This is a genomic window from Streptomyces sp. NPDC050422 (assembly GCF_044458665.1).
GTDB lineage: Bacteria > Actinomycetota > Actinomycetes > Streptomycetales > Streptomycetaceae > Streptomyces.
Map to the genome: position 1 here is coordinate 96,439 of NZ_JBITIE010000005.1, position 16,000 is coordinate 112,438.

The window sequence follows — 16,000 nt, forward strand, 5'->3', positions numbered from 1 at the left end:
GGTGCATGTCGTACTCGCCGGTGGGGGGACCGCCGGCCACATCGAGCCCGCGCTTGCCCTCGCGGATGCCCTGCGCAGGCAGGACCCGAGCGTGGGAATCACCGCTCTCGGCACGGAGCGCGGACTCGAGACCAGGCTCGTACCCGAGCGGGGGTACGAACTCGCCCTGATCCCGGCCGTACCGCTGCCGCGCAAACCCACCCCTGAACTCATCACCGTCCCGGGCAGGCTGCGCGGCACCATCAAGGCCGCCGAGCAGATCCTGGAGCGCACCAAGGCGGACTGCGTCGTCGGCTTCGGCGGCTACGTGGCGCTGCCCGGCTACCTGGCGGCCAAGCGCGCCGGCGTGCCGATCGTGGTGCACGAGGCCAACGCCCGGCCGGGCCTGGCCAACAAGATCGGTTCGCGGTACGCGCACGGGGTCGCTGTCTCCACCCCCGACAGCAAGCTGCGCGGGGCCCGCTACATCGGCATCCCGCTGCGCCGCACCATCGCCACGCTGGACCGGGCCAGGGTCCGCCCCGAGGCGCGTGCCGCCTTCGGCCTCGACCCCAACCTGCCGACGCTGCTGGTCTCCGGCGGCTCGCAGGGCGCCCGCCACCTCAACGAGGTGGTCCAGCGGGTCGCGCCGCTGCTCCAGCGCTCCGGGATCCAGATCCTGCACGTGGTCGGCCCGAAGAACGAAATGCCGCGCGTCGACAACATGCCCGGGATGCCGCCCTACATCCCGGTACCGTACGTGGACCGGATGGATCTCGCGTACGCCGCGGCCGACATGATGCTCTGCCGCGCGGGCGCGATGACCGTCGCCGAACTCACCGCCGTCGGGCTCCCCGCCGCCTACGTCCCGTTGCCGATCGGCAACGGCGAACAGCGGCTCAACGCCCAGCCGGTGATCAACGCCGGCGGCGGTCTGCTGGTGGACGACGCGGCGCTCACTCCCGAGTGGGTGCAGGGCAACGTCCTTCCGGTGCTGGCGGATCCGCACCGGCTGTACGAAATGTCCCGCGCCGCCGCCGAGTTCGGCCGCCGGGACGCCGACGACCTGCTGGTCGGCATGGTGTACGAAGCGATCGCCGCACGCCGAGGCGCGTGAGGCGGACGGGTCCGGGGGCGGTGCCCCCGGACCCGGCATAAGGAGCGAGCGTGGCCGGACCGACGACCGCCCAGCGCGGTGCAGGGCAGCAGAAGGACACCCCGGACCCCCCGCCGCGCCCACGGCAGGACGGGCGCCGGATGTCCCGGCGCACGCTCCTGATCGTGATCGCCGCGGCCGTGCTGCTGCTCGGCTCCGGCGCCGTCTGGGCGCTCTATGGATCCTCCTGGCTCCGCGCCGAACAGGTCCGGATCACCGGTGTCGACGTACTGACACCGGCCGAGGTGGAGACGGCGGCGGCGGTGCCGATGGGTGCCCCGCTGATCTCGGTCGACACGGACGCCGTCGCCGCGAGGTTGCGCCAGAAGTTGCCTCGTATCGACTCGGTGGATGTCGTACGGTCATGGCCGCACGGGATCGGACTTAAAGTGACCGAACGACAGCCGGTCCTGTTGGTGAAAAAGGGCGCAGAGTTCATTGAAGTGGACGCCGAAGGCGTGCGCTTCGCCACGGTGGACAAGGCGCCCGGGCGCGTACCCCTGCTGGAACTGACACCTGGTCAGTCCGCGGGCCTGCGCCGATTCGGCAGTGACCGACTGGTGCGGGAAGCGGTCCGGGTCGCGGGAGATCTTCCGGCCGGAGTCGCCGGGGAAACCCAGGTCGTGCGGGTCGTCTCGTACGATTCGGTCTCCCTGGGGCTCACCGGGGACCGCACGGTGATCTGGGGGAGCAGTGAAGAAGGTGTGGTGAAGGCGAAAGTCCTCACCGCTCTCATGAAAGCCGCTCCCAAAGCGGGACACTTCGACGTGAGTGCACCCACCGCTCCGGCGGTGTCGGGTAGTTGACGCACATTTGGCCTGGCCAGCACCCTGGTTGGTCAGCGCTACGGGTGATCACATAGGGTGAAAAGAAAAACGGGAGGTTCGGCGTGTTCGTTGAACGTGCGCCACTTGTCGACTTAGTGTCCTGTTCGGAAGAGTCCATGAAGCAGACACACTGGTAACCCTAAACTTCAACGTTAGGGTTTGGGTCGGCGTTCGGACCGTCCCAATCGGCATCCGTCGTCGCGGCGGGACTACCGCCAAGCGACGACACGTAACTCGAGGCGAGAGGCCTTCGACGTGGCAGCACCGCAGAACTACCTCGCAGTCATCAAGGTCATCGGTGTCGGCGGCGGTGGTGTCAATGCCATCAACCGAATGATCGAGGTCGGTCTCAAGGGCGTCGAGTTCATCGCGATCAACACGGATGCGCAAGCCCTGTTGATGAGCGACGCCGACGTCAAGCTCGACGTCGGTCGTGAACTCACCCGCGGCCTCGGCGCCGGGGCGAACCCGGCCGTCGGTCGTAAGGCGGCAGAGGACCACCGTGAAGAGATCGAGGAGGTCCTCAAGGGGGCCGACATGGTCTTCGTCACCGCAGGCGAAGGCGGCGGCACCGGCACCGGTGGCGCCCCCGTCGTCGCCAATATCGCGCGCTCGCTCGGCGCCCTGACGATCGGTGTGGTCACCCGCCCGTTCACCTTCGAGGGCCGGCGTCGCGCCAATCAGGCGGAGGACGGCATCGCCGAACTCCGCGAAGAGGTCGACACCCTCATCGTCATTCCCAACGACCGACTGCTGTCCATCTCGGACCGCCAGGTCAGCGTGCTCGACGCCTTCAAGTCGGCCGACCAGGTGCTGCTCTCGGGTGTCCAGGGCATCACCGACCTCATCACCACCCCGGGTCTGATCAACCTCGACTTCGCCGACGTCAAGTCGGTCATGTCCGAGGCCGGATCGGCGCTCATGGGCATCGGCTCGGCCCGCGGCGACGACCGCGCGGTGGCCGCGGCGGAGATGGCGATCTCCTCGCCGCTCCTGGAGGCGTCCATCGACGGCGCCCGCGGTGTCCTGCTCTCCATCTCCGGCGGCAGCGACCTCGGTCTCTTCGAGATCAACGAGGCCGCCCAGCTGGTGAGCGAGGCGGCACACCCCGAGGCGAACATCATCTTCGGTGCGGTCATCGACGACGCACTGGGCGACGAGGTGCGGGTCACCGTGATCGCGGCGGGCTTCGACGGCGGACAGCCGCCGGCCCGGCGGGAGAACGTCCTGGGTGCGAGCTCCACCAAGCGCGAGGAGCCGGCTCCGCCGGTCCGGGCCGCCGAGCCCGTGCGCCAGACGAGCGGGCTGGGCTCCGTGCCGCCGCGCGAGGAGTCCCCGGTCCAGGCCCAGCCGGTTCCGGTGGCTCATGAGAGCCACCTCCCGCCGGTCGCTCCGCCGCACGTCCCGCCGGCCCGTCCCTACCAGGACTCCCAGGCCGAAGAGCTGGACGTTCCGGACTTCTTGAAGTGATAGGTCCGTATCACTCGGTGAGCAACAAGGATTCTGTTTCTTCGGACGGCGGCGCTCACTTCTCCTTCACCGACAGGTGGGGCGGGGTGAGCGCCGCTCCGTACGCGGAGCTCAACCTCGGCGGCGCGGTCGGTGACGACCCCGCCGCCGTTCTCGCCAACCGGGAGCGGGCCGCCCGGGTCCGAGGACTCGATCCGGCGCGGGTCGTCTGGATGAACCAGGTGCACGGGCGGGATGTCGCCGTGGTCGACGGGCCCTGGGGTGAGGCCCCCGAGATTCCCGCCGTGGACGCGGTGGTCACCGCGCGACGCGGACTGGCGCTCGCCGTCCTCACCGCCGACTGCACCCCCGTACTGCTCGCCGACCCGGTCGCCGGGATCGTCGCGGCGGCACACGCGGGCCGTCCCGGTCTGATGGCCGGAGTCGTGCCCGCCGCGGTCGGGGCCATGACCGAACTGGGCGCGGACCCCTCCCGGATCACCGCCCGCACCGGACCGGCCGTCTGCGGCCGGTGCTACGAGGTGCCGGCCGAGATGCGGGACGAGGTCGCGGCGGTCGTCCCCGCCTCGTGGTCCGAGACCAGCTGGGGCACCCCGGCGGTGGACGTCACCGCCGGAGTCCACGCGCAACTGGCGGACCTCGGCGTCACCGACCGGCACATGTCGCCCTTCTGCACCCTCGAATCGGGCGACCACTTCTCGTACCGACGCGACCGCACCACCGGGCGGCTCGCCGGATATGTCTGGCTGGACGGATAGGGCATGACGGAACGTAAGGCGCAACTTGCCGCGAATCTGGCCCAGGTGGAGGAGCGCATCGCTTCCGCCTGTGCCGCCGCCGGCCGCAAGCGGGAGGAGGTGACCCTCATCGTGGTCACCAAGACCTACCCCGCGAGCGATGTGCGGATCCTGCACGAACTCGGTGTGCGTCATGTCGCGGAGAATCGTGACCAGGATGCCGCCCCCAAGGCCACCGAATGTTCTGATCTGTCCCTCACGTGGCACTTTGTCGGTCAATTGCAGACGAACAAGGTCCGTTCTGTGGCGAGTTATGCCGATGTCGTGCAGTCGGTGGACCGTACGAAGCTGGTGACCGCCCTCTCCGCCGCGGCCGGCCGTGACGGGCGTGAACTCGGGTGCCTCATCCAGGTCGCGCTCGACGCGGAGAGCGGTGAGCGGGGGGAGCGTGGCGGTGTCGCTCCCGACGGGATCGAGGAGTTGGCCGACGCGGTCGCGTCCGCGCCCGGGCTGCGGCTGGACGGCCTCATGACCGTCGCGCCGCTCGCCGGACCGTTCGCCGGAAGGCAACGGGCGGCGTTCGACCGGCTGATGGAATTCTCATCCCGGCTGCGCGGGAACCATCCGGCTGCGAACATGGTCTCTGCAGGGATGAGTGCGGACCTCGAGGACGCGGTTGCGGCCGGAGCGACACATGTGCGCGTCGGTACTGCGGTACTCGGAGTCCGACCCGGGCTCGGGTAACGTCGCCAAGCAAGTCGGACCACAGCAGAAAATATGGTCATTACCGCCTTTGGCGGGCAGGCCACAGTGGATCGCGGGCACTTGGTGACAGATGCCGATCCACCACAGAGCGGAGGACTCAGAGCATGGCCGGCGCGATGCGCAAGATGGCGGTCTACCTCGGCCTCGTGGAGGACGATGGGTACGACGGTCCGGGGTTCGACCCCGACGACGAATTCGAACCCGAGCCGGAGCCCGAGCGCGACCGGCGCCGGCACCAGCCCGCGCATCAGGTGGAGCGGGAGCGGGACGAACCGGTACGAGTGGTGCAGCCCCCCGCGCAGCGGGAGCCGGTTCAGATCCCGGCCGAAAGGGAGCGACCCGCCCGAATCGCCCCCGTGGCATCCATCACACCTGAACGCCCGAACATGGAGAAGAACGCACCGGTGATCATGCCCAAGGTCGTGTCCGAGCGGGAGCCGTACCGCATCACCACGCTGCACCCCAGGACGTACAACGAGGCCCGTACCATCGGGGAACACTTCCGTGAGGGCACTCCGGTGATCATGAATCTCACGGAGATGGACGATACGGATGCGAAGCGACTTGTCGACTTTGCCGCAGGGCTCGTCTTCGGCCTCCATGGCAGCATTGAGCGCGTGACACAGAAGGTGTTCCTGTTGTCGCCTGCTAACGTCGATGTCACGGCGGAGGACAAGGCCCGCATCGCAGAGGGCGGATTCTTCAACCAGAGCTGAGAACACGACACCGGGAACAACCCGGCCGCGAGGCCGGAGCTACGAGAGCCAGGGGAGAGGGAAGCGCGAGGATGGGCGTCGCACAAAGTGTTGTCTACATCGCGTTGATGTGTTTCCTCATCGTGCTGATCTTCCGGCTGGTCATGGACTACGTCTTCCAGTTCGCACGTTCATGGCATCCGGGCAAGCCGATGGTGGTCGTCCTTGAGGCCACTTACACGGTCACCGATCCACCACTGAAGCTCCTGCGGCGGTTCATTCCGCCGCTGCGTCTCGGGGGCGTGGCACTCGACCTGTCCTTCTTCGTTCTGATGATCATCGTTTCCATCCTGATCAGCATCGTGACCAAGCTGTGAGCGATACGGTCCTGCCGACTGCCGACGACTACGTAGAGGTGAAGAAGAGATGCCGCTGACCCCCGAGGACGTGCGGAACAAGCAGTTCACGACCGTCCGCCTCCGAGAAGGCTATGACGAGGACGAGGTCGATGCCTTCCTCGACGAGGTCGAATCCGAGCTGACCCGCCTGCTCCGTGAGAACGAGGACCTGCGCGCCAAGCTGGCCGCCGCCACGCGTGCCGCCGCGCAGAACCAGCAGCAGCAAGGTATGCGCAAGCCGGAGCCGCAGGACCGTCCCGGTGCACCTGTGCCCGCCGCCATATCTGGTCCGCCGGTCCAGCAGCAGCCCCCGCAGATGGGTCCCCCCCAGCTGCCCGGTGGAGCGCCTCAGCTGCCGGCCGGTCCCAGCGGTCACGGACCCCAGGGTCCGCACGGCCCCGGTCCGCAGGGCCCGCACGGCCCCGGCCCGATGCAGGGTGGTCCCATGGGCGGACCGATGGGTGGCCCCATGGGCGGTCACAACCCGCAGCAGCAGCAGATGCAGCAGATGCAGCAGCAGCAGCCGCCGCAGATGCAGCAGCAGGGCCCCGGTGGCGACAGCGCCGCCCGTGTCCTCTCCCTGGCGCAGCAGACCGCCGACCAGGCGATCGCGGAGGCCCGTTCCGAGGCCAACAAGATCGTCGGCGAGGCGCGCAGCCGTGCCGAGGGCCTGGAGCGCGACGCGCGCGCCAAGGCTGACGCACTGGAGCGGGACGCGCAGGAGAAGCACCGCGTGGCGATGGGCTCGCTGGAGTCGGCCCGCGCGACGCTGGAGCGCAAGGTCGAGGACCTGCGCGGCTTCGAGCGCGAGTACCGGACCCGTCTGAAGTCCTACCTGGAGAGCCAGCTGCGTCAGCTGGAGACCCAGGCCGACGACTCGCTGGCTCCGCCGCGGACGCCGGCTGCCGCTTCGCTGCCGCCGTCGCCCTCGCTGGCTCCGGCCGGTGCCGGTGCCATGGGTCACACCATGGGCGGCAACCACGGCGGTCACGGCAACCAGCAGATGGGCGGCAACCCGTCCATGGGCGGTGGGCCCTCCTACGGTGGCCAGCAGCAGATGTCGCCGGCGATGACCCAGCCGATGGCACCGGTGCGGCCGCAGGCGCCGCAGCCGATGCAGCAGGCGCCCTCGCCGATGCGTGGGTTCCTGATCGACGAGGACGACAACTGAGCGGTTCGCGCTCGCTGAGCGCGTAGCCGTCGGCAGGCTGAGGGCCGGGCCCCGGGGATTCCCGGGGCCCCGGCCCTTTGCCGTGGGCGGGTGCGGGTGGGGCTTGGGGGCCGCCGCGCGGGGCTTGTTCCCCGACCCGCCCCTTCCCGAACCTGGGGCTCCGCCCCAGACCCCGCGCCTCAAACGCCGGCGAGGCTGGGTGTGCGGGGCAGAGTCAAGCCCCTCCGGCGATTGAGGAGCGGGGGTTCGGGGGCAGCGCCCCCAAATACGGGGAGGGCCCGGCCGGAACGTGTCCGGCCGGGCCCCTTGCGCACTGCGTGGCTAGTGCTCCGTCTTGCGGAGGCGGAACGTGAGGGCCAGGCCCTCGTCCTCGAAGGGCTCGCCGTACGCCGCGTCCGCCTCGCCCTCGGCGTAGTCCAGGGCCAGGACCTCGTCCGCGATCAGGGACGCGTGCTCGGTCAGGGCCTCGGCCGTCGCGGGCGACGTGGACGTCCAGCGGACGGCGATACGATCCGCCACGTCCAGACCGCTGTTCTTGCGGGCCTCCTGGATCAGGCGGATCGCGTCACGGGCCAGGCCCGCACGCCGCAGCTCCGGGGTGATCTCCAGGTCCAGGGCGACCGTGGCGCCCGAGTCGGATGCGACCGACCAGCCCTCGCGCGGGGTCTCCGTGATGATGACCTCGTCGGGGGCCAGGGTGACCTGCTCCCCGTCGACCTCGACCGACGCCGTGCCCTCGCGCAGGGCCAGCGAGAGCGCCGCCGCGTCCGCGTTCGCGACGGCCTTCGCCACCGCCTGGACGCCCTTGCCGAACCGCTTGCCCAGGGCCCGGAAGTTCGCCTTGGCCGTCGTGTCGACCAGCGAGCCGCCCACCTCGGACAGGGAGGCCAGGGAGGAGACGTTCAGCTCCTCCGTGATCTGGCCGTGCAGCTCGGGGGAGAGGGTCTCGAAGCCCGACACGGCGACCAGGGCGCGCGACAGCGGCTGACGGGTCTTGACGCCCGACTCGGCACGCGTGGCGCGCCCCAGCTCGACCAGGCGGCGGACCAGGGCCATCTGTGTGGACAGGCCCGGGTCGATCGCCGACAGGTCCGCCTGCGGCCAGGTGGAGAGGTGGACCGAGGAGGGGGCGCCCGGCGTGACCGGCGTGACGAGGTCCTGCCAGACCCGCTCGGTGATGAACGGGGTCAGCGGGGCCATCAGCCGGGTGACCGTCTCGACGACGTCGTGCAGCGTGCGCAGAGCCGCCTTGTCGCCCTGCCAGAAGCGGCGGCGGGAGCGGCGTACGTACCAGTTGGACAGGTCGTCGACGAACGCGGACAGCAGTTTGCCGGCGCGCTGGGTGTCGTAACCCTCCAGGGCCTGGGTGACCTGGTCCACCAGGGCGTTGAGCTCGCTCAGGAGCCAGCGGTCCAGGACCGTGCGGTCCGCCGGCGCCGGGTCGGCGGCCGAGGGCGCCCAGTTCGACGTACGGGCGTACAGGGCCTGGAAGGCGACCGTGTTCCAGTAGGTGAGGAGCGTCTTGCGGACGACCTCCTGGATCGTGCCGTGACCGACGCGGCGTGCCGCCCAGGGGGAGCCGCCCGCCGCCATGAACCACCGGACCGCGTCGGCGCCGTGCTGGTCCATGAGCGGGATCGGTTCGAGGGTGTTGCCCAGGTGCTTGGACATCTTCCGGCCGTCCTCGGCGAGGATGTGGCCGAGGCAGACCACGTTCTCGTAGGAGGACTTGTCGAAGACGAGGGTGCCGATCGCCATCAGCGTGTAGAACCAGCCGCGGGTCTGGTCGATGGCCTCCGAGATGAACTGCGCCGGGTAGCGGCTCTCGAAGATCTCCTTGTTCCGGTGCGGGTAGCCCCACTGCGCGAACGGCATCGAGCCCGAGTCGTACCAGGCGTCGATGACCTCGGGGACGCGGTACGCCTCCAGCTGGCAGCTCTCGTGCGAGCAGGTGAACGTGATCTCGTCGATGAACGGCCGGTGCGGGTCCAGGCCGGACAGGTCGGTGCCGGTCAGCTCGGTGAGTTCGGCGCGCGAGCCGACGCAGGTGAGGTGGTCGTCCTCGCAGCGCCAGATCGGCAGCGGCGTGCCCCAGTAGCGGTTGCGGGAGAGCGCCCAGTCGATGTTGTTGTTCAGCCAGTCGCCGTACCGGCCGTTCTTGACCGAGTCGGGGAACCAGTTGGTCTTCTCGTTCTCCTCGAGGAGCCGGTCCTTGACCGCGGTCGTGCGGATGTACCAGGACGGCTGCGCGTAGTAGAGCAGCGCGGTGTGGCAGCGCCAGCAGTGCGGGTAGCTGTGCTCGTACGGGACGTGGCGGAAGAGCAGGCCGCGGTCCTTGAGGTCCTCGGTGAGCGCCTCGTCGGCCTTCTTGAAGAAGACGCCGCCGACCAGCGGCACGTCCTCCTCGAAGGTGCCGTCGGGGCGGACCGGGTTGACCACCGGGAGGCCGTACTCCTTGCAGACCAGGAGGTCGTCGGCGCCGAAGGCGGGGGACTGGTGGACCAGACCCGTACCGTCCTCGGTCGTCACGTACTCGGCGTTCACGACGTAGTGCGCGGGCGCCGGGAAGTCCACCAGGGCGAACGGGCGCTCGTAGGTCCAGCGCTCCATCTCACGGCCCGTGAAGGACTGGCCCGTGAGCTCCCAGCCCTCGCCCAGCGCCTTCTCGACCAGCGGCCGGGCGACGACGAGCTTCTCCTCGCCGTTCGTCGCGACGACGTACTCGACCTCGGGGTGCGCGGCGACGGCCGTGTTGGAGACCAGGGTCCAGGGGGTCGTCGTCCAGACCAGGAGGGCCGCCTCGCCGGCCAGCGGACCGGAGGTCAGCGGGAAGCGCACGAAGACCGAGGGGTCGACGACCGTCTCGTACCCCTGGGCCAGCTCGTGGTCGGAGAGGCCGGTGCCGCAGCGCGGGCACCAGGGGGCGACGCGGTGGTCCTGGGTGAGCAGCCCCTTGTTGAAGATCTCCTTCAGCGACCACCACACGGACTCGACGTACTCGGGGTCCATCGTGCGGTACGCGTCGTCGAGGTCGACCCAGTAGCCCATCCGGGTCGTGAGGTCGGTGAAGGCATCGGTGTGCCGGGTGACGGACTCGCGGCACTTGGCGTTGAACTCGGCGATCCCGTACGCCTCGATGTCCTTCTTGCCGTTGAAGCCCAGCTCCTTCTCGACCGCGAGCTCGACCGGCAGGCCGTGACAGTCCCAGCCGGCCTTCCGGCCGACGTGGTAGCCCTGCATGGTGCGAAAGCGCGGGAACACGTCCTTGAAGACGCGGGCCTCGATGTGGTGGGCGCCCGGCATGCCGTTGGCGGTCGGCGGGCCTTCGTAGAAGACCCACTCGGGACGGCCCTCGGACTGCTCGAGGCTCTGGCTGAAGACCTTGTTCTCGCGCCAGAAGTCGAGCACGGCGTGCTCCAGCGCGGGCAGGTCGACCTGGGCGGGTACCTGGCGGTACTGCGGCGATGTCATGTGCGGGCTTCCTCCGGCGGACGTTTTCCACTTCCGTCGGAGGGACGAGAACCGATGCCGGATCCCGCGGTACCACCCTCCTTGGCCCCGGGCGTGCCGCCCGTGGCCCCCTCATTGGGGTGCGATGCCGGTTCTACTGGCCCTGCGCCCGTGGGCGGAGCCCACTGTCCAGAGCTTTCTTCCGGCGGCTCCGGGATGATCTTCACGGCGCGCTCGCCCCCGGGCTTCCACCGTCCCCGGGTCGCTCTGGGCTGCGTACGACGCTACTCGTCCCATCGATGCCTCTCGCTGTGGCCAGTGTACGGGCCCCCGGGGCCGGCGGCCGACCGGATTTCCGGCGGCCTCCCGCGTGACCCGAATGGCCAGACGGGCGTACGGGTTCCGGGCGCTGCCCGGCGGGCGGCCGGAAGGCGGATTACCGGGCGGGGAGCTGGGCACAACGGTTTCAGGCGCGCGGTGATCCGGACACGGGGAGGGGCGATGCGGCGGCGTGCCCCGTTGCCGCGGGGCTGGGGTCGACTTATCGTCCCAGCACGACTCGCGAGCAAGATCACAATGCGTGAAGGGGCCGCGGCCATGGTGGCGAAGAAGACCGCCGCAGAGAAGACGGCGTCAGCGACATCCACGGGCGCGGCAGCCGGGGAGACGACCGGAGAGACCGGCCGGGACGGCGCGTCCGACACGGACGCGCGGACCGGGCCGGAGCACACGGCCGCGAAGACCACCGCGGCCGCCGAAGCCACGGAGACGACCACGAAGAAGGCAGCCAAGAAGGCGGCCAAGAAGACGACGGCGAAGAAGGCGACGACCAAGAAGGCAGCTGCGAAGAAGAGCGCGGCGAAGAAGAGCGCGGCCGGGAAGTCCACGGCCGAGAAGGCTTCGAAGACGGCCGCCGACGCGGCCACGGGGGCGGCCGAGGCCGCCGAGCAGACGGGAGCCCACACGGTGGTAGCCAAGAAGAGCGCGGCCAGGACCCGGAGGGCCGGCCGGAGCACGGCACCCGTGCCCCCGGCACGGGCCGCGGCGACGACCCCGGGAGAGCTGGCCGTACGGCCGGGAGAGGACCCCTGGACGCCGGAGGAGGTCGCGGCCGCGCGCACCGAGCTGACCGGCGAGGTCACCCGGCTGCGCAACGAGCTGGAGGCGTCGGGCCTGGCGCTGGCCGGACTGATGCGGGACTCCGGCGACGGGGCGGGTGACGACGAGGCGGACACCGGCACCAAGAACATCACCCGCGAGCACGAGATGTCGCTCGCCGCCAACGCCCAGGAGATGCTGGAGCAGACCGAACGGGCACTGGCCCGGCTCGACGCGGGTACGTACGGACTCTGCGAGATCTGCGGCAATCCGATCGGCAAGGCACGGATGCAGGCGTTCCCCCGGGCCACCCTGTGCGTCGAGGACAAACAGAAGCAGGAGCGACGCGGCTGATCCCCACCGGTGTGTCGTACCCTCGTCCTCAGTCGGGAACTAGGTTGAGGGACTCACGTGGCAGAGGCGGAGCGCATCATCGGTACGCCGGACATCCCTGAGGCTGAGGGACACGAAGGAGCCGAGCCGGAGCAGGCGGACGGGAACGTGTCCCCGGGGGCCGTCGAGCCGGACGGACAGGACGCCGGGGACGCCGAGAACGGGGAAGCGACGGTCGACCGGTCGCCGGCCACACGCCGGCGCCGGATCATCCTGCTCTTCTGCGTCGCCGTCCTCGCCTACCTGCTCGACCTGGGCAGCAAGATGCTCGTGGTGGCGAAGCTGGAGCACCAGGAGCCGATCGAGATCTTCGGCGACTGGCTCAGGCTCGACGCGATCCGCAACGCGGGCGCCGCGTTCGGCATCGGCGAGGCCTTCACGATCATCTTCACCATCATCGCGGCGACCGTCATCGTGGTGATCGCCCGGCTCGCGCGCAAGCTCTACAGCCTGCCGTGGGCGATCGCGCTCGGCCTGCTGCTCGGCGGCGCCCTGGGCAATCTCACCGACCGCATCTTCCGCGCGCCCGGTGTCTTCGAGGGCGCGGTGGTGGACTTCATCGCCCCCGCGCACTTCGCCGTCTTCAACCTGGCGGACTCCGCGATCGTCTGCGGAGGCATCCTGATCGTGCTGCTTTCCTTCAGGGGCCTGGACCCCGACGGCACCGTGCACAAGGACTAGGACGCGCAAGGCATACTCGACAGGTGAGTACGCATCCCGAGATCCGAACCCTGCCCGTACCCGATGGCCTGGAAGGCGAGCGTGTCGACGCCGCCATCTCCCGCATGTTCGGCTTCTCCCGCACCAAGGCCGCAGAGCTGGCCGCCGCCGGGAAGGTGCAGGTGGACGGTTCGGTGGTCGGGAAGTCCGAACGGGTGCGGGGCGGCGCCTGGCTGGAAGTGGAGATGCCGCAGGCTCCCGCTCCGGTCCAGGTCGTCGCCGAGCCCGTCGAGGGCATGGAGATCGTCCACGACGACGACGACATCGTCGTGATCATGAAGCCGGTCGGCGTCGCCGCGCATCCGAGCCCCGGCTGGACCGGCACCACGGTCATCGGCGGTCTCGCCGCAGCCGGGTACCGGATCTCGACCTCGGGCGCCGCCGAGCGCCAGGGCATCGTGCACCGACTCGACGTCGGCACCTCCGGGCTGATGGTCGTCGCCAAGTCCGAGCGCGCCTACACCCTGCTGAAGGCCCAGTTCCGCGACCGGGTCGTCGACAAGAAGTACCACGCGCTGGTCCAGGGCCACCCGGACCCGATGAGCGGCACCATCGACGCCCCCATCGGCCGCCACCCCACCCACGACTACAAGTGGGCCGTCGTCGCCGAGGGCAAGCCCTCCGTGACGCACTACGACCTGATCGAGGCGTACCGCGCCGCCAGCCTCCTGGACATCAAGCTGGAGACGGGCCGCACCCACCAGATCCGGGTGCACATGTCCGCCCACCGCCACCCCTGCGTCGGCGACCTGACCTACGGCGCCGACCCGACCATGGCCAAGCGGCTGGGCCTGACCCGGCAGTGGCTGCACGCGGTCCGGCTCGGCTTCGAGCACCCCTCGGACGGCAGCTGGGTGGAGTTCTCCAGTACCTACCCGGACGACCTCCAGCAGGCCCTCGACAGGATCGCGGCAGAGAGCGAATGACCGCCTACACCACCCGCACGGTCACCGCTGAGCAGGACCGCGCCGCCTGCTTCCAGGTCCGCAAGGACGTCTTCGTCGGCGAGCAGAACGTGCCCGAGGAGATCGAGTACGACGCCTACGACGCGGACGCGGTGCACGTCATCGCCGTCGCCGCGGACGGCACGGCGCTCGGCACCGGACGGCTGCTGCACGGTCCGGCCGCGGCGGCGAAGACCGGCGGCGAGCCCGCCGTCGGCTCGCTCGGCCGGCTCGCCGTGACCAAGGAGGCGCGCGGCCTCGGCGTCGGCGCGGCGCTGGTGCGGGCCATCGAGGACGCCGCCCGCGAACTCGGCCTGTCCGCCGTCGACCTGCACGCCCAGACGCATGCCCTCGGCTTCTACGAGCGGCTCGGATACGTGGCCTACGGACCCGAGTTCCCGGACGCGGGAATCCCGCACCGGGCGATGCGCCGGGCCGTGGATTCGTAGGGCCCCTCGTTCGGATCATGCCGGCCCGCGGGGTCCGCGGTGGGGGTGTTGTCCGGATTGCGGGGCCCGCATGGCAGGGTTGAACCCGAGGCCGGCCGGCCACCGAGACCGGCCCGGCGCGCTCCGGAAGGCACCTCGTGGATCAAATGGCCCTGCTGCTCCTGTTGTTGCTCGGAGCCGTGGTCACCGTGCCACTGGGGGACCGGCTCGGGCTTCCCGCGCCGGTGCTGATGACCCTCATGGGCGTCGTGATGGCCTTCCTCAGCTTCGTACCGAACGTGGACATCCCGCCCGAGATCATTCTTCCCGCGCTGCTGCCGCCACTGCTCTACGCCTCCGTGCAGCGCACCTCCTGGCGGCAGTTCGCCGCCAACAAACGGCCGATCTTCCTGCTCGCCGTGGCCCTGGTCTTCCTCACGACGGCGGCCGTCGCCGCGGTGGCCAACGCGGTCATCCCCGGACTTCCCCTCGCCGCGGCCGTCGCGCTCGGTGCGCTCGTCGCCCCGCCCGACCCGGTCGCGGCCACCGCCGTCGCCGGTTCGGTCGGACTGCCCCGCAGGCTTGTCTCCATCCTGGAGGGCGAGGGGCTGTTCAACGACGTGACCGCGATCGTGCTCTACCACGTGGCGATCGCCGCTGCGGTCAGCGGCACCTTCTCGGTGCCCGAGGCGTTCGGGCTGCTGGTCCTGTCCGCCGTCGTCGCCGTGGCGGTGGGTGCCGCGCTCGGCTGGCTCACCATCAAACTCATGGGCCTGCTCGGCGATGCCACCCTCCAGGTCGGGCTCACCCTGCTGGTGCCGTTCGTCAGTTATGTGCTCGCCGAGGAGCTGATGGGCTCCGGTGTGCTCGCCGTCCTGACCACCGCGCTCTTCCTCGCCGAGCACACCGCCGACGCCGACGACGTCCTCGGCCGGCTCACCGGCCGCACCTTCTGGGAGATCGTCGACACCCTCGTCACCGGTGTCGCCTTCGGGCTGATCGGCCTCGAACTGCACAACGTCTTCGGGACCGCCGACGGTCGTGAACTGGAGATGGCCGGCTGGGCCCTGGCCGTCGTCGCCGTCGTCGTCGGCGTACGGCTGCTCTATCTGCTCCCCGCGACCTGGCTGGCCAAGCGGCTGCACACCCGCCGCGACGTCAGCGAGGAGATCCCCACCAGCTGGCGGGAGACCGTGATCATGTGGTGGGCCGGGATGCGCGGCGTGGCCTCGGTCGCCCTGGCGCTCGCGATCCCGCTGAAGACGGACGACGGGAAGCCGTTCCCCGGCCGCGACGAGATCGTCTTCATCGCCTTCGCCGTGATCATGGTCACCCTCGTCTTCCAGGGCCTCACGCTTCCCTGGCTGGTGCGCCGGCTGGGGGTCCGGGCGGACACCGACGCCGAGGCCGCGCTGGAGCGGGACCTCGCGATCCGCGCCGCCAAGGCGGCCAAGCAGCGGCTCAAGGAGATCCAGGAGGTCGAGGAGTTCCCCGAGGACGTCGTCGAACGCCTCCAGCGGCTGGCCTACGACGTGGGCGCGCGGATCAGCCCCGACATGGTCGACGACGAGCGGCGCGAGGCGTACGCCCAGCGCACCGAGCGGTTCAAGGCGGTCAGCCGGATCCAGCGCGAGATGATGTCGGCCGCCCGCCACGCGGTGCTCGCCGCGCGCAGCGAGGCCGGTGCGGACCCCGAGGTGGTCGACCGGGTGCTGCGACAGCTGGACGTACGCAGCCTGCGCTGACGGTCGGGCCCCGGCGTCGGGAGC

At 70.2% G+C, this 16,000-nt stretch carries 14 protein-coding genes; 13 read left to right on the forward strand and 1 reads right to left on the reverse strand.

What is annotated here, in order from left to right:
• Window position 1: 1 nt before the first annotated feature.
• The 8 genes from murG to ACIBJG_RS08580 all read left to right on the forward strand — a co-directional run bounded on the left by murG (window position 2) and on the right by ACIBJG_RS08580 (window position 7,198).
• On the forward strand, window positions 2-1,096 hold the full coding sequence (gene murG / locus ACIBJG_RS08545) for an undecaprenyldiphospho-muramoylpentapeptide beta-N-acetylglucosaminyltransferase (RefSeq protein ID WP_399305615.1): 1,095 nt from the start codon (window positions 2-4) through the stop codon (window positions 1,094-1,096).
• A gap of 50 nt (window positions 1,097-1,146) precedes the next feature.
• Complete coding sequence (locus tag ACIBJG_RS08550; RefSeq protein ID WP_399305618.1) at window positions 1,147-1,941, forward strand: cell division protein FtsQ/DivIB; 795 nt, start codon at window positions 1,147-1,149, stop codon at window positions 1,939-1,941.
• Between the two features lie 276 nt (window positions 1,942-2,217).
• Complete coding sequence (gene ftsZ, locus ACIBJG_RS08555; RefSeq protein WP_399305621.1) at window positions 2,218-3,432, forward strand: cell division protein FtsZ; 1,215 nt, start codon at window positions 2,218-2,220, stop codon at window positions 3,430-3,432.
• A gap of 17 nt (window positions 3,433-3,449) precedes the next feature.
• Window positions 3,450-4,190 (forward strand): peptidoglycan editing factor PgeF, encoded by a 741-nt coding sequence (gene pgeF, locus ACIBJG_RS08560; RefSeq protein ID WP_399305624.1) that lies wholly within the window; start codon window positions 3,450-3,452, stop codon window positions 4,188-4,190.
• 3 nt (window positions 4,191-4,193) lie between these two features.
• Window positions 4,194-4,913, forward strand: coding sequence for a YggS family pyridoxal phosphate-dependent enzyme (locus ACIBJG_RS08565; protein ID WP_399305627.1), 720 nt, complete (start codon window positions 4,194-4,196; stop codon window positions 4,911-4,913).
• Between the two features lie 125 nt (window positions 4,914-5,038).
• Window positions 5,039-5,650 (forward strand): cell division protein SepF, encoded by a 612-nt coding sequence (locus ACIBJG_RS08570; RefSeq protein ID WP_136328319.1) that lies wholly within the window; start codon window positions 5,039-5,041, stop codon window positions 5,648-5,650.
• A 71-nt stretch (window positions 5,651-5,721) separates the two neighbouring features.
• Window positions 5,722-6,006 (forward strand): YggT family protein, encoded by a 285-nt coding sequence (locus ACIBJG_RS08575; protein ID WP_399305630.1) that lies wholly within the window; start codon window positions 5,722-5,724, stop codon window positions 6,004-6,006.
• A gap of 49 nt (window positions 6,007-6,055) precedes the next feature.
• Window positions 6,056-7,198: a DivIVA domain-containing protein gene (locus ACIBJG_RS08580; protein ID WP_399305633.1), complete on the forward strand. Its 1,143-nt coding sequence runs from the start codon at window positions 6,056-6,058 to the stop codon at window positions 7,196-7,198.
• 321 nt (window positions 7,199-7,519) lie between these two features.
• On the opposite strand, the gene ileS is transcribed toward ACIBJG_RS08580, so the two are convergent.
• Window positions 7,520-10,669 (reverse strand): isoleucine--tRNA ligase, encoded by a 3,150-nt coding sequence (gene ileS, locus ACIBJG_RS08585; RefSeq protein WP_399305635.1) that lies wholly within the window; start codon window positions 10,667-10,669, stop codon window positions 7,520-7,522.
• Between the two features lie 576 nt (window positions 10,670-11,245).
• Here ileS and ACIBJG_RS08590 point away from each other — a divergent pair.
• From ACIBJG_RS08590 to ACIBJG_RS08610, 5 genes are all read left to right on the forward strand, one after another.
• Entirely contained in the window at window positions 11,246-12,100 is an 855-nt protein-coding gene (locus ACIBJG_RS08590; protein ID WP_399305637.1) for a TraR/DksA family transcriptional regulator, read from the forward strand.
• Window positions 12,101-12,157: 57 nt separating this feature from the next.
• A complete protein-coding gene (gene lspA, locus ACIBJG_RS08595; protein WP_399305640.1) occupies window positions 12,158-12,820 on the forward strand; it encodes a signal peptidase II in 663 nt (220 codons plus the stop codon).
• Window positions 12,821-12,843: 23 nt separating this feature from the next.
• On the forward strand, window positions 12,844-13,785 hold the full coding sequence (locus ACIBJG_RS08600; RefSeq protein WP_399305642.1) for an RluA family pseudouridine synthase: 942 nt from the start codon (window positions 12,844-12,846) through the stop codon (window positions 13,783-13,785).
• Window positions 13,782-14,252: a GNAT family N-acetyltransferase gene (locus ACIBJG_RS08605; protein ID WP_399305645.1), complete on the forward strand. Its 471-nt coding sequence runs from the start codon at window positions 13,782-13,784 to the stop codon at window positions 14,250-14,252. Before ACIBJG_RS08600 ends, ACIBJG_RS08605 begins: the two co-directional genes overlap by 4 nt.
• Before the next feature lie 137 nt (window positions 14,253-14,389).
• The gene (locus tag ACIBJG_RS08610) at window positions 14,390-15,976 is read left to right on the forward strand and encodes a Na+/H+ antiporter (protein ID WP_399305648.1); all 1,587 of its coding nucleotides are present in this window, start codon (window positions 14,390-14,392) and stop codon (window positions 15,974-15,976) included.
• Window positions 15,977-16,000: the final 24 nt, after the last annotated feature.

What these genes read in the sequence shown, in the direction of transcription:
- ACIBJG_RS08570 (WP_136328319.1), top strand. Translation starts at nt 5,039, where the DNA reads ATGGCCGGCGCGATGCGCAAGATGGCGGTCTACCTCGGCCTCGTGGAG.
- ACIBJG_RS08590 (WP_399305637.1), top strand. Translation starts at nt 11,246, where the DNA reads ATGGTGGCGAAGAAGACCGCCGCAGAGAAGACGGCGTCAGCGACATCC.
- ACIBJG_RS08575 (WP_399305630.1), top strand. Translation starts at nt 5,722, where the DNA reads ATGGGCGTCGCACAAAGTGTTGTCTACATCGCGTTGATGTGTTTCCTC.
- ACIBJG_RS08565 (WP_399305627.1), top strand. Translation starts at nt 4,194, where the DNA reads ATGACGGAACGTAAGGCGCAACTTGCCGCGAATCTGGCCCAGGTGGAG.
- ACIBJG_RS08580 (WP_399305633.1), top strand. Translation starts at nt 6,056, where the DNA reads ATGCCGCTGACCCCCGAGGACGTGCGGAACAAGCAGTTCACGACCGTC.
- ACIBJG_RS08605 (WP_399305645.1), top strand. Translation starts at nt 13,782, where the DNA reads ATGACCGCCTACACCACCCGCACGGTCACCGCTGAGCAGGACCGCGCC.
- ileS (WP_399305635.1), bottom strand. Translation starts at nt 10,669, where the DNA reads ATGACATCGCCGCAGTACCGCCAGGTACCCGCCCAGGTCGACCTGCCC.